Origin of the sequence: Cupriavidus sp. WS (genome assembly GCF_000395345.1) — a bacterium.
GTDB classification, from domain to species: Bacteria; Pseudomonadota; Gammaproteobacteria; order Burkholderiales; family Burkholderiaceae; genus Cupriavidus; species Cupriavidus basilensis_B.
On record NZ_AQPL01000283.1, the window covers coordinates 1 to 14,947 of the forward strand.

General features: G+C 71.4%; 9 protein-coding genes. 2 read left to right on the top strand and 7 right to left on the bottom strand.

The window, feature by feature from the left end:
- The 7 genes from pelF to K206_RS0122700 form a co-directional block, all read right to left on the bottom strand.
- The coding region (pelF, locus tag K206_RS0122670) for a GT4 family glycosyltransferase PelF (RefSeq protein ID WP_020204681.1) at window positions 1-1,551 on the bottom strand (1,551 nt) is incomplete at its 3' end.
- Complete coding sequence (locus tag K206_RS0122675; RefSeq protein ID WP_020204682.1) at window positions 1,548-2,534, bottom strand: lipopolysaccharide assembly protein LapB; 987 nt, start codon at window positions 2,532-2,534, stop codon at window positions 1,548-1,550. The genes K206_RS0122675 and pelF, both read right to left, overlap by 4 nt.
- Window positions 2,527-3,975 (bottom strand): PelD GGDEF domain-containing protein, encoded by a 1,449-nt coding sequence (locus K206_RS0122680; protein ID WP_020204683.1) that lies wholly within the window; start codon window positions 3,973-3,975, stop codon window positions 2,527-2,529. Before K206_RS0122680 ends, K206_RS0122675 begins: the two co-directional genes overlap by 8 nt.
- A 13-nt stretch (window positions 3,976-3,988) precedes the next feature.
- Window positions 3,989-4,546 carry a hypothetical protein gene (locus K206_RS0122685; protein WP_020204684.1) on the bottom strand — a complete coding sequence of 186 codons (558 nt, stop codon included), beginning with the start codon at window positions 4,544-4,546 and terminating at the stop codon, window positions 3,989-3,991.
- Between the two features lie 67 nt (window positions 4,547-4,613).
- Entirely contained in the window at window positions 4,614-8,780 is a 4,167-nt protein-coding gene (locus K206_RS0122690) for a tetratricopeptide repeat protein (protein ID WP_029043949.1), read from the bottom strand.
- Entirely contained in the window at window positions 8,743-11,628 is a 2,886-nt protein-coding gene (locus K206_RS0122695; RefSeq protein ID WP_043367004.1) for a bifunctional glycoside hydrolase 114/ polysaccharide deacetylase family protein, read from the bottom strand. The genes K206_RS0122690 and K206_RS0122695 overlap by 38 nt, the downstream gene beginning before the upstream one ends.
- A gap of 707 nt (window positions 11,629-12,335) precedes the next feature.
- Window positions 12,336-12,542: a hypothetical protein gene (locus K206_RS0122700; RefSeq protein WP_020204687.1), complete on the bottom strand. Its 207-nt coding sequence runs from the start codon at window positions 12,540-12,542 to the stop codon at window positions 12,336-12,338.
- Between the two features lie 14 nt (window positions 12,543-12,556).
- On the opposite strand from K206_RS0122700, the gene K206_RS0122705 reads away from it, so the two are divergent.
- Window positions 12,557-13,798, top strand: a complete 1,242-nt coding sequence (locus K206_RS0122705) for a diguanylate cyclase (RefSeq protein ID WP_029043950.1) — start codon at window positions 12,557-12,559, stop codon at window positions 13,796-13,798.
- 134 nt (window positions 13,799-13,932) lie between these two features.
- A complete protein-coding gene (cysK, locus tag K206_RS0122710) occupies window positions 13,933-14,850 on the top strand; it encodes a cysteine synthase A (protein ID WP_020204689.1) in 918 nt (305 codons plus the stop codon).
- Window positions 14,851-14,947: the final 97 nt, after the last annotated feature.

Sequence of the window (14,947 nt, forward strand, 5' to 3'; positions counted from 1 at the left end):
CGAGGCGCCCGCCGGCGCCTGCGCGCCGGACTGCGCCATCAGGCGCGTGTACAGCTCGCGGTAGCTGCCCACCATCATTTCCTGCGTGTAGTAGCGCTCGACGCGGCGGATGCCGGCCTGCTGCGCGGCGTGCCAGGCCTCGGGCGAGCCCAGCAGGTCGAGGGCCTTCTGCGCCAGCGCGGCCGGGTCGGCGATGCGCACCACGTCGCCCGCCGCGCCCAGCGCGGCGTCCTCGCCGGGCAGGCCGAAGATCAGCTGGCGGCACGAGCCCACGTCGGTGGTCACGCACGGCACGCCGGCGGCGAAGCCTTCGAGCACCACCAGCGGCAGCGCCTCGGAGATCGAGCTCAGCACCAGCACGCCCACCTTGGGCAGCAGGTCGTCGATGCGCTGGAAGCCGAGGAACTTGACGCGCTCGCCCAGCCCCAGGCTCTCGGCCAGGCTGCGGCATTCGCGCGCGTATTCCGGGTCCTCGTCCTCGGGGCCGGCGATCCAGCCTTCGGCGTCCGGGTACTGGCGCACCACCGTGAGCATGGCGCGGATGAAGGTCTTGATGTCCTTGATCGGCACCACCCGCCCGATCAGGCACAGCACCGGCGGCACGCCCGGCGCGCGTTTCGCGCGCAGCGCGGACAGGCGCGGCAGGTTGATGCCGTTGGGGATGTTGCGCGTGCGCTCGGCGGCAGCGCCGTCGGTCACCTGGCGCAGGCGGTTGCCTTCGTACAGCGCCACGATGGTGTCGCCCGCGTCATAGCACACGCGGCCGAGCGTCTCGAAGAAGCGCACCCACAGTTCGCGGAAATAGCTGATCTGCGAGATGTCGCGCTCGAACACGTTGCGGTTGTCGCGGATCCACTGGCTCTGGAACAGGTCGATCTTGCGTTCCTTGGTGTAGATGCCGTGCTCGGACACCAGCAGCGGGCGCCCGGTCTGGTAATGCAGCATGGCGCCGAGAAAGCCGGCATAGCCGGTCGACACCGTGTGGTAGACCTTGGCCGGCAGCAGCTTGCCGGCGATGCGCGCAAGCTGCCACAGCGGCTTGTGCATGATGCGCACCGTCCAGAAATAGTCCGTAAACGACGGGTCCGTGCAGTACTGGCGGTACTGGTCGGTGATGGTCTGCCAGGCGTGGCGGCTGTACAGGAAGGCGTCCTCGGAGAGGCTGCCGTCGTCGTCGAGCTCGGGCATCAGCTCGCGGATCAGCTCGCCGGCCTCGGCCTCGCGCCCGGGTTCGCGCAGCACCTCGTGCAGGCGCGCCGAGGCGGCGAAGGTGATCGGGTCGCCCTCGCTGCCGTGCACCAGCGGCGGCGGCGCGAAGTCGTAGAGGAAATGGGTCTCCAGATGCACGACGTTGTCGGGCAGCGCATAGACCATGCCGCCGTAGTCTTCGCGGCGGCTGCCGATGAAGACGATGCCGAAGCGGATCTCCGGGAAGGCGCGGATCATCTGGTTGACCCAGCTCGACACCCCGCCGCTCACGTAGGGAAAGGTCCCTTCGAGCAGCAGGCAGACGTCGGCCGAGTCGGCGCGGGGCAGGGAGGTATCGCTCATGATCGCCAGTAACGCAGCATGGGCCGCACCAGGGGCAGCGGCGATGGACTGTCGAACGACAGCAGGATGGCGCGCACCGCGGCGTAGTCGCGCTCCAGGTAGGCGGCTTCGGCCAGCAGCGGCAGCGTGCGCTCGCGCGCGAAGCCGAGGCGCTCGGCGCGCTCCAGCCATTCGCGCGCCTGCGCGGGCTCGTTGCGGTTCAGCGCCAGGCGGCCGCGCATGTACCACAGGCCGGGCTGGCCGGCGTCCGCCTCCAGCGCGGCGCGGGCGTGATGCTCGACCTGGTCGGCGGTGTAGCGGTAGACGTCGCCCTGCACCAGGTTCTGGTAGATCAGTTCCCAGTACAGGTCGGCCAGGCGCTTGTGGATCTCGGCGCGCTCGGCGTCGTCGCGCGCTTCGTCCAGGCGCGGCAGCTCGGCCAGGATGCGCTGCGTGAGCTGCTTCTCGGCGCCGTCGAGCATGCCGTAGGCCAGCAGCCGCACGTCGTCGGCGCTGTCGGCCAGCAGGTCGCGCAGCACCGGGCTGGAAGTACGCGCCGGCATCGACTGCATGGCCACCAGCGCGGTCATGCGCTCGGGCAGCGGCGCGCGCGTGTTGCCGAGCTGCGCGCGCAGGCGGGCGCCGCCGCCGTGCGTGACGCGCGAGATCAGGTGGGTCACGAACACCGGCAGGCCGACCATGCCGATGCCGCCCGCGGCGCGGCGCGCCGGCAGCAGGCGCGCGATCAGCAGGCTGCCCGCGCAGACGATGCTGCCGGCCAGCGGCACCAGGAAGCAGAACGCGAACAGGTAGCCGTAGGTCCACGCGAACGGCACGCGGAAGCGCCGCGGCAGCAGCCGCCACAGCACCATCGCGATCATCGCGGCGGACAGCGCCTGCGCGCCCAGGAAGGCGAGCAGCAGCGCGCTGCTGTTGCCCGCGCGCGCAAGCAGCGCCAGGGCGGCGATTTGCGCGGCGATGCCGCCGATGCCGAGCTTACCCACGGCCGGCCTCGCTCAGCGCGATCGGCACCGGCACCGGCGCCGGCTGCACGTCCACGTGGCAGCGGTGCAGCAGCCGCACCAGCGGCTCCACCGGCGCGCTGGCGGGCACCGCCAGCGTATGCACGCCGATGCGCGCGGCCTCGAAGTCGGTGCCGAACTGGGCGCGCAGCATGTCCTCGATGCGCACCAGGTAGGCCGAGGCCGCCTCGCTGCCGGACAGCGGCATCAGCGTGAGCAGCGCGCGCTGGTGCGCGCTGGTCAGCGGCCACGCCACGTCGAGCGCGCGGCGGCTGCGGATGACCTGCTCGAACAGCGCGTCGCGCGATTCGTCCAGGTCGAACACCAGCGCCACCACCGTGCTTTCGATGCCGCTGTCGCGGCGCAGGCGCGACAGGCGCGCGTAGTCCAGCGCGAAATCGTACGGCACGCCCGGGATCGCGGCCTCGATGGCGCGCGTGGAGGCGGCATGCTCGATGCCGTCGGCGTAATAGCCCATCAGCACCATGAGCAGCTGCAGGTTCTCATAGTTGAGCGACAGGAACGGCATGCGCTCGACCACCAGCAGGCCGACCAGCTTGTCGGCGCCGGACAGCACGGGCGCGACCGCCAGGTAGCGCGTGGGCGGATGGTCGGGCACGTGGCCCGCCGGGCCGCTGGTCTGCAGGTGCGCGAGCTGGCGCGTCTCCAGGCAGTGGCGCACCAGCGCGTCGTCGGCATCGAACTCGAAGTTCGGGCCGATCCGCGCCGACGCCTCGCCGGCCACGGTGTCGCCATGCACCGCGTAGAGCGCGGCCGCCTCGAGCTGGCAGGCCTGCGCCACCACCGGCAGCATCGCGCGCGCGCCGACCAGTTCGCCGCCGCCGGCGCTGCCGTTCTCGAGCGACACCGCGCGCATCTGCGAGAGCGTGTCGCGCAGCGTGGTGGGCTTGGCCAGCAGGTCGTTTTCCAGCCGCGCGTGCGACACGCGCAGCAGGTAGTGGTTCTTGGTGAGCGCGGCCAGGCGTTCTTCCAGGTAGCGGTTGACCGCGCGCGCGCGCGCCAGCCGCGTGCCCCACACGTCGCCGAACTGGCCGGCCACCAGCACCATCAGCAGGCCGCCGAGGAAGAACAGGCGCGGAAACTCGCCCGGCTGCGCGCCGGTCTGGTGGAAGAAGAACCAGCCGCCGAGCATCATCAGCACGCTGCCCACGCCGATCAGCGTGCCGTAGCGCAGCGCCAGGATCATCGGCAGCAGCCAGGCCCAGGGAAAGCCCAGGCCGAGCAGCAGCGGATTACCGGGCAGCACCAGATAGGCCAGCCCCATCGCCAGGATCATGGTCACCACCAGCTCGACCAGCGATACCGGTCCGCTCGTGGCCGGCGCGATCAGCCGCAGATAGCGGCCGCCCGCGCCAATGCCCTGTCCTTCCCGTATCTTGTCGGCTGTCTTGGCCACGATCACACCCTCCTCCGGCTCAACCCTGGCGCAGCGGCGCCAGCAGGCGGCGCAGCAGCTTCTGCGCCGTGCCGGACAGCGATTCGCGGCTCCAGCCGCTGTCGCTGCCGGTGGCGGACCACACCACTTCGCCGGTGCTCACGTCCAGCAGCTGCAGCGAGATGCCCACCGCCGGCTCGCCGTCCACGCCGACCTTGTAGCGCCATTCCTGCACCGCGCCGGTCAGCGCGTAGCGCAGCTTCTGCGTGCGCGCCCATTCCAGCGCCTTGCCCACCGATTCGCGCTCGGCCGGCTCGAACAGCGTTTCCGGGTTCAGGCTGGCCGGATAGCGGCGCACGTTGGTGACGCCGCCGGTCTTGAGCAGGCTCTCGGCGATGGCCTCGGCGCGCAGGCCGGCCTGCGGCGTCTCGGTGTAGTTGACGATCGGCAGCACCGCCAGCGCTTCGCCGGCGCTCAGCGCGGGCGCGCGGCCCACGTCCGTGACCGCGCAGCCGGCCAGCCACAGGGCCGCGCCCAGCGCACCGCACCAGCCCAGCAGGCGTGCCGCGCGACGCGGCGTCTTGCTCGTTGTTTCCATGACGCTTCTCCCCTTCTCGATTGAATCCGATTTCATGCGATGGACCGGCACGCCGTGCCGGGCCGGATCAAAAAAGCCATTTGTAACGCACCCCCACTTCGGTCAGCGGCGTGCCGCCGTTGCGCGCGGCGGTTTCGTGCTGCAAGTACATGGACAGGTGATCGTTGCCGAGGACCGTGCCCGCGATGCCCAGTTGCGCGCGGAAGTTCTGCCCCGCGCGGGTGTCGTGCAGCAGGCCGAGCTCGGCGAACGGCCGCCACTTGTGCGTGTAGTCGTCGAGCAGCTCGGTGCCGAAGCCGAAGGTCACGCCGGCCTGCGTGAAGCCTTGCGGCATGTAGAACGCCGGCGTGGCTTCGTCGTCGGTGGGCACCAGCGTGGCCAGCTTGCCGCTGAGCGTGCCGCTGCGCGTGTTGTAGCGGGCATGGGTGCCCACCAGCCGCACGGTGTAGTCGGGGTAGGCGGTGCGGATGCGGTAGCCGAGCTCGAAGTCGTACACCATGCCGTTGCCCAGCGACGAGCCGTCCTGGCCGCGGAAGCGGTTGTACTCGACGCGCGCGCCGGCGAACTCGCGCAGGCTGAAGTTCCAGGTCGCGCCCAGGCCGAGCACGTCCTTGGCGCCGCCCACGCGCAGCGCCGCCGATTCGTCGGCGCTCTGGTTCAGGCCCGCCTCGGTGGTGAAGCTCAGGCGGCTGTCCTCGCGCCACTCGCCGGTGAAGCGCGCGGTGGTCATGCTGTCGAGGCCGTCGCGGCGCCCCACCGCGAGGCGCCAGCGCTTGTGCTGGTCGCGGTAGCCCAGCGACAGCTCGCCGCGCTGGTCCGAGCCCGGCACGCCGGTGAGCTGGGTCTGGTCGGTGCTGTGCTGGCTGCGCCAGACGCCGCGCAGGTTGAGGTCGTAGCCGTCCCACAGGCGCACGCCGCCGGCCAGGCTGTAGTTGAAATAGGCCAGCGGGCTCTGGCGCTGGTAGGTCACGCGCGGCTCGATGGCCTGCGCGTTGAACAGCAGCGACTCCTGCACCGTTTCCTGCAGGCTGTCGTCGGTACGGGCGACGTCCTGCGTCTCGAAGGCCTGCGTCTGCGCCGCGCCGAGGCGGTCGAGCTGCATGTTGGCCTCGATCTGGTTGTCCACCGGCACGCGGCCGGCCTGGCGCTCCAGCACGCGGTCGAGCGCGTTCAGGTCGCCGCCGGCCAGCGCCAGCGTGACCTCGGCATAGGCCGGGCGCAGCAACTGGCGCGCGTACTGGCGCGCCAGCCAGGCGCGCGCGAGCGCGTTGGATTCGTTCGACAACGCCCACGCCAGCGCCACTTCCCTGGCGGCGGCGGAGACCACCGCCTGCTGGCGCGCCTCGCGCTGCGCCATGTCCTGCGGCAGCTTGAGCGCCAGCGGCGGCAGGCCCGGGATCTCGCCCAGGCGCGACTTCGGCGCGACCGGGCCGCTCCAGTCGGCGGCGCGGCTGCCGGCCATCACGGTGCGGTCGGCGCGCAGCATCTCCATCACCAGCCGCCGCGAGACGTCGCCCGAGGCGAAGATCTGGCCCAGCGCCACGGTCTGGCGCTGCAGCTCGGCCGGGGCCGGGCCGCCTTGCTCGTCTTCTTCCTCGGCGGCCGGGCCGAACGCGCGCGGGTCGGAGGCGCGGCGGCCTTCCGGGGTCTTGTCGCTGTGCAGGTCGATCCAGGCCTGGCGGCGCAGGCGCCAGCCGGTGTCGGTCTGGCCGATGGCGTCGTAGGCGTCGGCGGCCAGGCCCAGCCAGAGCGGGTCGGCGCTCTTGCCGCTGGCCATCTTGCGCAGGTAGTGCAGCGAGCTGCGGCCGTCCTGGAAGCGCATGCTGCCGGCGGCGAAGGCGCCCCACAGGTCGGGGTTGCCTTCGGCCTCGCCCTGCAGGCGCTGCATCATGGCGCGCACCTCGGTGTCGGAGCCCAGGTCCACCAGCGACCACATCAGCGCGGCCAGCGTCTCGCTGCCGGCGTCGGGCAGCGCGGCGGCGCGGCGCAGGTCGGCCAGCGCCCGCTCGCGCTCGCCGCGCGCGCGCAGGTACTCGGCGCGCATGGCGAGGAAGCGGCTGGCCTGCTCGGCCTGCCGCAGCTGCGCCGGCGTCATCGCCTGCAGCAGGCTGGCGACGCGGCCGTAGGCGCGCGCGCGGGTGTAGTAGTTGATGGCGAGCTCGAGCGACTCGAGCTTGCCGCCCTTGCGCCAGCCGGCTTCGGCGATGCGCCCGGCATCGATGGGCGAGCTGTCGTAGAAGTCGATCAGGTTGGAGAAGTCCGATTCCTCGGTGTCGCGCACCTCGGCCAGGCAGTCGTTGCGCCCGGCGCCGGGCGGCATCTTCAGGCAGTGGTCGTCGTGCGTCTCGGCCATCGCCAGCATCAGTTGCCGGTAGCCTTGCTCGAGCAGGTCGTCGCGCTGGTTCAGGCGCGCCAGCTCGGTCAGCGTGCGCCAGAACTCGATGTCGGCCGGACCGGCCTTCTTCATTGACGGCACCATCGCCTGCAGCGCTTCGCGCAGCGCGCCGCGCACGTAGAGCAGGTTGGCCTGCTTGAGCGCGTATTGCGGGCGCGGGCCGAAGCGCGTCTGCAGCGCCGTGTACAGCTCGAAGGCGCGCGCGTCCTTGCCGGCGCGCTCGGCCAGCTCGGCCTGGCGCTCCATCGCCGGGCGCGCGTTGGGGCCCTGGCTAAGGCCCTGCAGGAACGCCATCGCGTCCTCGGGCTCGCCGAGCCGCTCGTAGGTGGCGACCACCTCGTCGATGGTGGCGAGGTCGCCGTTGCCGGCGCGGTGGCGCAGCGCGGCCAGGTAGGCGCGGTCGTCGTTGAGGGCCGGCGCCAGGCGCAGCACCGCCTTCCACGCGGCCTCGTCGTTGCTGGCCTGGGCGTATTCGAGCCAGCTCTGCAGCGCGACCGCGGGCTGGCGGTTCCATTCGGCCACCTGGGCCAGGCGCTCGCGCCAGCGCGCGGAGCCCGGCAGGCGCTTGACCGCGGTCTCGGCCACGCGCTGGGCATCGTTCAGCTTGCCGGCGGACAGGAACACCTGGAACGCGAGTTCGTAGTCGTCCGCGTTGAAGGCGCGGTCGGCCGCGGCGGGATCGGTGGCGGCGGCAGCGGCGGCAGCGGCGGGCGCGGCGGCGGGCGCCGATGCCGCGGCGGCGCCCGGCGTATCGGCCACGCGGCGCAGATGCGGCATGCCGTCCTCGCCCATCGCGCGGCGCAGCGCCAGCCCGCGCGGGCCGTCGAGGAACACCACGCCCTGCGCGGCCCACGGCTGCGTGGCGGCGATGCGCCGCACTTCGGCGCGCCGGAGCTCGGCGCGCGGCGCGGCCGGCAGGCCCTGCACGCTGGGTGGCTGGCGCAGCAGGCGCTCGACATAGCGCGCGGCCTGTTCGGGCCGGTTGGCGGCCAGCGCCAGCCGGGTCAGGTAGCGCAGGACTTCGGCGTTGTCGAGCAGCTTGCCGCCGCGCTGCTCGGCCTGGGCCAGCGCCTGGTCCAGCAGGTTGCCGGACTGCAGCGTCTTGAGGCCGGCCAGGAACAGCCGGCGCTGCTCGGCCGGGTCGGTGGCGCGCGCCTGCGCGCTGAACAGCGCTTCGGCGGCCTGCTGGTAGTCGCCGCCGGCCAGCGCGGCCGAGGCGGCCTGCGCGTTCCACAGCTCGGCGCGGGCCGGGTCGCTCTTGGCCAGCGCGCGGTAGAACGCCTGCGCCGGCTTGAGCGCGTTGACCGCGCGCGCGGTGGTGGCGAGGTCTTCGAGGTCGCCGCGCGACCACGGCATCGGCACGGCCTGGTCGAGCAGGCCGGCGAGGCGGTCCACGTACAGCTTGCGCTCGGGCGTGTCCGGCTGCGCGGCGAACGCGCGCTGCTGCATGATCTCGATGCGGGTGCGCAGCACCTGGCCGGGCAGGTCGGCGTCGGCGGGGTTGCGCACCGGGCCCTGGCGCGCCGCGTTGTAGCGTGCCTCGAGGCGGCCGAGCATGCTTTCGGCCTCGTCCAGGCGGCCGGTGCGCGCGTACTGCTCGGCCAGCACGGCCATGAAGCCGCTGTCGTCGGGCGAGGCGCGCCACCAGGCTTCCAGGTAGGCCATGCTCAGCCCGTCGACCGCGCGGCCTTCGCCGAGCAGGCGCTCGCGCAGGGTCTCGCGCGGGAACATCAGCGCCAAGCCGATCCCCACCATCGCGGTGAAGGTCAGCACGAACGCAGGCGGCAGCAGCCGCTCGCGCTCAGGCCGCGCAGGTGATTTCGACACTTTGCTTGGCATTGTTCGGATCGGGAACGGGAGTGGTATCGATACGCAGCGTGCCGCGCTCGCGCACGCCCTGTACCGCCTTGCCATCGATGGCGACCCGGCAGCGCTCGGCGCCGGCGAGACGGAAGAAGGGCTTGGTGTAGCCGCTGAACTCGAAGCGGATGTGCTGCGCGCCGTCCTGGACGCCGCGCTGCCAGCCGCGCACGAAGCCGCTGGCCTCGACGATCTGCGGCACCGCCGGCGCCTGGGCCGCGCCGTCGCGCATCACGATGCGCGAGTCGCCATCGGCCAGGTGCACGTAGACGCCGCCGCCGGGCGCCGGCGAGGTGCCGGTCACGTTCAGCGAGGCGGCCACGTCGGGCACGCCGGCGCCGGTCCAGCGCACGTTGCGCAGGTTGCCGTCGCCGCGCACGATCCAGGCGCCGGGCTGGCCGCCGCTGTCGCCGCCGACCTCGCGCGCCACCGCCATGCCTTGCCAGTCGATCACCTTGCGCACGTAGTCACTGGCGTGCACCGGCATCAGCGGCTGGCTCAGCACGTAGTCGTAGACCTTGTGCAGCGCCTTGAGCGAGGCGGCCTTGGTGCCGGAATAATTGTGGTAGTAGATGTTGACCGACTTGAAGCGGTACGGCCGGTCGGTCAGCTCGTAGGTCTCGATCACGCGCTCGAAGCCGTAGAACGGGCCGTGCCACAGGTTGGTGTAGATGTTCTCGTTCTGGTTGGGCGCGAACACCTGGAAGGTGCCGTCGCCCTTGTTCACGCCGAGCGGCGAGATCGCGGTCCAGGTCGGGTTGCTGCGCGTGATGAGCGTGTCGCCGCCGTTCATGTTGAGCACGCCGGCCTGGTCGGCCAGCTTGATGGCTTCGGCCGGCGCCTGGCAGTCGCCCGACCATAGCAGCATGCTGACCGGCTTGTTGGCGGGCGCCAGCGTGCGGTTGATATAGTCGATCGAGCCGCCGATCTCGCGCCGCAGATCCATCTGGTAGCCGGGAATGGCGAGGTGGTAGTCGTCGTCGCCTTCGGTCGGGTTCTGCGCGTGCGTGCCGTTGGGCACGGTGCGGCCCCAGTCGAACGGGTGCGAGAAGGTGTGGCTGGCCACCTCCACGTAGGGCTGCGCGAAGACCTTGCGCGCGATCGGCTCGAGCTGCGCGGTCAGCTTGGGGTACATGCCGTCGCTGGAGACCTCGCCCTGGATGATGGACATCGTCATCGGCAGGCGGTAGTGGTCCCAGATCTCGCGGAACAGCACCTCGCCGGAGAAGCCGCCGCCGGGGATCTCGGCGCGCGAGGCGAAGCCGTCGCCGTCGACGTGGATGGTCAGCAGGCGGCGCCCGTTCTCGGTGGTCACGTCCGGCACCGGCATGGACGGCAGGCGCAGCGCGGCGCGCAGGAAGTCCAGCGGCTGCACCACCCAGCGGTCCTGGTCGTTGACGCTCTGGCGCACCGCGTACGGGCCCATCACGTAGCCGCCCCAGGGCGTGATCGCGGCCGCGTCGTAGGTCAGCGTGCCCGAGCGCAGGCGCAGCAGCGAGCGGAAGCCCGGGCCGGCGCCCACCTGCACGGGGGCGGCCCGGGTGCGGTCCGGCGCCACCGGCATCTCGAAGCCCATCATCGGGTCCTTCGACACGATCTCGGCGGTCTTGCCGATCTTGCCCTTGACCGCCTCGAGCTGCAGCGACGACGCCAGCGAGCCGCCGATGCGCGCGCCGAAGTCGTTCAGGAACGCCACCGGGATGCCCTGGCCGATGTTGCGCTGGACCCAGCTGAACAGGCGGCCCGGCTCGGCGCGCACGTTGCCGTCCATCCACACCACCACGCCGGCGTAGCGGTCCGGGCCGATCTCCGGCAGCGGCTCGCTGGCCTCGGCGAAATCGACGCGGTAGCCGAGGTAGTTCAGCGGCATGGAGACGAAGCGCACGCCGGCGGAATCGTCGATCGACACGCCGGGCTCGCGGTCCTGCACCACCAGCACGCGGCGCGGCATGACCTCGATGCTGCCGATGCCGACCGTCTGCAGGCCGGGATCGGCCACATAAGGAATGATGTCCTGCGCGCGGATGCGCGCCGCGGTGTCGCGCGCGCACTGGCGCTCGGCCGGCGGGCAGTAGTCGATCGAGATCACCGGCAGGCGGTACTGCTCGCGGATGGTGCGGGCCTGGCCGAGCAGCCACGCGCGGTCGGCGTCGCTGACTTCGGTGTAGCGCTTGTTGCCCTGGTCCCAGCCGCGGTACAGCGATTCGAACGCGACCGCGTAGGCGAGCTGGTTGACCTGCGGCAGGATCTCGAAGCCGCGGTTGAAGATCAGCCGGGCGTCCGGGTAGCGCGCCTTGATGGCGCGGATCACGGCGACCATGCCGGCTTCCTGCCGCGCGCGCTCGGCGTCGGTCTTGGCCACCAGCTGGTAGGAATCGAGCGTGTCGAGGAAGAAGCCGCGATAGCCGCGCTCCCACAGCGGCGCGATCACCTTGTCGACGTAGAAGGCGGGCCAGCCCGGCGCGGCCTGGTCGACCACGCGGGCGCCCCAGGCATCGTTGTTGCCGGTCAGCCAGGCCTTGGGCATGTCCTTGAGGTAGGGGCGCGACGGCTCGACCTCGCCCACGCTGACGTAGGCGAACCAGGCGGTCTTCGGCGTGGCGGCGCGGCGCGGATCGAAGCCGCTGTCGGGCTCGACCACGGCGATGTCGAATGCCTGCAAGGCATCCACGGGAGGCTTGCTGCCGTAGTGGAAGGCGATGTTGGGCGGACGCACACCGGCCGGTGCGGGCGCCTGCGCCTGCGCCGGGCAGCACCAGGCGGCAAGCAGCGCCAGCAATGAGGCCAGCAGCGGCGCCAGCAACGCACCCAGCCTGACCCTGGTCATGATCGTATCCCGGCGGCCTCTTCGCACGGCCGGCACACGACGCAGGACGCCGTCCAATCGCAACAATTTCACTTGTTGGCCCCTTTTTTTTTGGCTTTTTTATTCCCGTCCTGGAGCCGCTCGCCTCGTCTGCTCTGAGCGCCGCGCTGCGGCGCCGGAAAGGCGATGCGTTCCAGGCATGGCTTGCTTACGTCTACTGCGCCCGCGCTGTCCGGCGTCGGCCGGTCAGTCCCTTTCGCGGTCATACCGAAGTGCAGATTTAAGCACTACGGTCGCAAATTCTGAGGCATGCCGATGGTCATGCCTATAAGCATTTCGGACTAGGGATTTCGCACGATGGGCGAATGCAGTCCCTTGTCACATCCGGCGACGATTCCGTGCGCGCGGCCGCAATCCGTTGATGGAACAGGGCATGCCGGCATCCGGCGCCTGTCTCCCGAGGTCGGCGATAGCGACTTTCGCATCACCGTGCCGTGTCGATACTTTCTGCATTTTTGTTGTTTTTGGGCAGCGACAACCATAGCACAGAGCCGTTCCGCCGAACGTCGGAATGGACGATAAACGACAGATGAAATACGACCCGCGAAATGGGCGGCACCCGGGAAAACCTCCACCCAGGCCGCGCCGGCAGCATCGGGAAAGGAATGGTAAGTCACCCGTTTCAAACCCAATGTCAACAATTGTCATACCTTGTTACGACATAGCTCTTACAGGTCGGCACTGTGTAGAATTTTCTCAAACAAGAAAACGACTTCATGGCGGCCCATCGCGGCCATATCGCACCGGACCCGCTCCGGCCACGCGCCGCCACTCTCGGGAATATCCCTGGCCAGGTCACGGCGCGGACGAGCCGCGCGCGGACACGCATGGCCATCTTCGAAGGCAAACTCCGGCGCATCGCCGATGCGCCGCATTCCGTGGGAATCTCATGCCGTCTGATGAGAGCGCTGCCGTCATGGCGCTGCTGGTCCTGTTTACCGCCGTGCAATGCATCCTGGCAGCGCTGATGCTGGCCCTGCGCCGCAGCGCCGCGGGCCGTGCCTGGGGCGTGGGCCTGGCGCTGGCCTGCGCCGCCGGCCTGCTGGTGGCCGACGGGCCCGGCGAGCCGGCCTGGCCCCTGCTGCTGGCGCCGGCATTGGGGCTGGCCGCCCAGTTGCTGATCCACCGCGGCATCGTGATGGCCGACGGCCGCCGCGCGGCCACGCCGGGCGCCGCGAGCGCCGCCGCGGCCGCCATGCTGGCGGTGCTGGGCGCCGCCGCGCTGGGCGAAGGCAGCCGCCCGGCCGCGGCCGCGGGCTACGCGGCGGCGGCCGTCTGCGCCGCCTTCACGCTGGCCTGGCTGCTGCCGCGGCCGCAGGCGCCGGGCCGCCGCGCGCGCCCGCTGGTGCTGGCCGCCTGCGCGCTGCAGTGCCTGGCGCAATGCTGCGGGCTCTACGCGGTGTGGGGCGTGAGCGCCGCCGTGGCCGCCAGCCATGCCGAAGCGCTGCTGCTGCTGCGCCTGCTGCCGTCGTTCGTGGCGATCCTCGCGGGCCTGGCCGCCTTCACCGTGATGACGATGGAAGCTATGCTCGCCGCGCAGGAACGGCAGGCCCGGCTCGACGCCCTCACCGGCCTGCTCAACCGCGGCGCCGTCGACGGCGCGGCCCGGGTGCTGGCGGCCGAGTACGCGCGCCACGGCCACCCGCTGAGCTGCCTGGTGATCGACGTCGACCGCTTCAAGCGCATCAACGACAGCAGCGGGCACCGCGCCGGCGATCTCATCCTGCGACAGATCGCCGCAGTGGTGGAGGGCGAGCACCGCGCCACCGACGTGGCCGGGCGCTACGGCGGCGAGGAATTCTGCGTGCTGTGCCCGCATACCGCCGAGGCCGACGCGCTCCTGCTGGCCAACCGCATCCTGCGCGGCATCCGCGCCATCGCGCTGCCGCCGGAGATGGGCGGCTTCGCCAGCGCCAGCATCGGCGTCGCCGAGATGCGCGGCGGCGCGGGTGGCGGCCCGGGCGGCGGCGCGGCGGCCTGGGACCGCCTGTTCGGCAGCGCCGACCGCGCCCTGTACGAGGCCAAGCGGCGCGGCCGCGGCCGCGTGGTGAGCGCGTCCTCGCTGGAGGCCCGGGCGCCGGGCGCGGGGCGCGAGCTGCGCCTGCCGGCGTGCGCCGAAGCCTGTCATTGAGCGGGGTCAGGCGAAGCCGCCGGCGCCGCGCGGAAATCGTGATGCCGGCGCGGTGGCCGGCTAGAATCCTCCCGTGCATGCATGGGCGGGCCCGCGCGCAGGTCCGCATCGAAACCATCCCTGGAGATCTCTGAATGAAGGCCGACAACATCCTGCAGACCATTGGCAACACGCCGCACATCCGCATCCAGCGCCTGTTCGGCACGACGCACCAGGTCTGGATCAAGTCCGAGCGCGCCAACCCCGGCGGGTCGATCAAGGACCGCATCGCGCTCTCGATGGTGGAGGCGGCCGAGCGGTCCGGCGTGCTCAAGCCCGGCGGCACCATCATCGAGCCGACCTCCGGCAATACCGGCATCGGGCTGGCGATGGTGGCCGCGGTCAAGGGCTACAAGCTGGTGCTGGTGATGCCCGACAGCATGTCGGTGGAGCGCCGCCGCCTGATGCTGGCCTACGGCGCCACCTTCGACCTGACGCCGCGCGAAAAGGGCATGAAGGGCGCAATCGCCCGCGCCGAGGAACTGGTGGCGGCCACGCCGGGCGCCTGGATGCCGCAGCAGTTCGAGAATCCGGCCAACGTCGAGATCCACGAGACCACCACCGCGCAGGAAATCCTCGCCGATTTCCCGCAGGGCATCGACGCGCTGATCACCGGCGTGGGCACCGGCGGCCACATCACCGGCTGCGCGCGCGTGCTCAAGCAGAAATGGCCGCAACTGAAGGTCTTCGCGGTGGAACCGGTGGCTTCGCCGGTGATCTCCGGCGGCGCGCCCGCGCCACACCCGATCCAGGGCATCGGCGCCGGCTTCATCCCGCGCAACCTCGACACCACGCTGCTCGACGGCGTGATCCAGGTCGACGCCGAGCCGGCGCGCGAGATGGCGCGCCGCGCCGCGCGCGAAGAAGGCATGCTGGTGGGGATTTCCTCGGGCGCCACGCTGGCCGCCATCGCGCAGAAGCTGCCCGACCTGCCGGCCGGCGCCACCGTGCTCGGCTTCAACTACGACACCGGCGAGCGCTACCTGACGGTGGAAGGTTTCCTGCCGGCCTGAGCGGAATCATGCGCGCGCGGCGCGCGGTGAACCATACTAAAAGGGACCCGGCCTTGCGCCGACCACCATGACAAGCGGCCTGTCCGCGGCCCGCCGG

Bases quoted from the DNA above. Each gene is read 5' to 3' on its own strand.
- K206_RS0122685 (WP_020204684.1), bottom strand. From the start codon at position 4,546: ATGGAAACAACGAGCAAGACGCCGCGTCGCGCGGCACGCCTGCTGGGC.
- K206_RS0122690 (WP_029043949.1), bottom strand. From the start codon at position 8,780: ATGCCAAGCAAAGTGTCGAAATCACCTGCGCGGCCTGAGCGCGAGCGG.
- K206_RS0122695 (WP_043367004.1), bottom strand. From the start codon at position 11,628: ATGACCAGGGTCAGGCTGGGTGCGTTGCTGGCGCCGCTGCTGGCCTCA.
- K206_RS0122700 (WP_020204687.1), bottom strand. From the start codon at position 12,542: ATGCGGCGCATCGGCGATGCGCCGGAGTTTGCCTTCGAAGATGGCCAT.
- K206_RS0122705 (WP_029043950.1), top strand. From the start codon at position 12,557: ATGCCGTCTGATGAGAGCGCTGCCGTCATGGCGCTGCTGGTCCTGTTT.
- cysK (WP_020204689.1), top strand. From the start codon at position 13,933: ATGAAGGCCGACAACATCCTGCAGACCATTGGCAACACGCCGCACATC.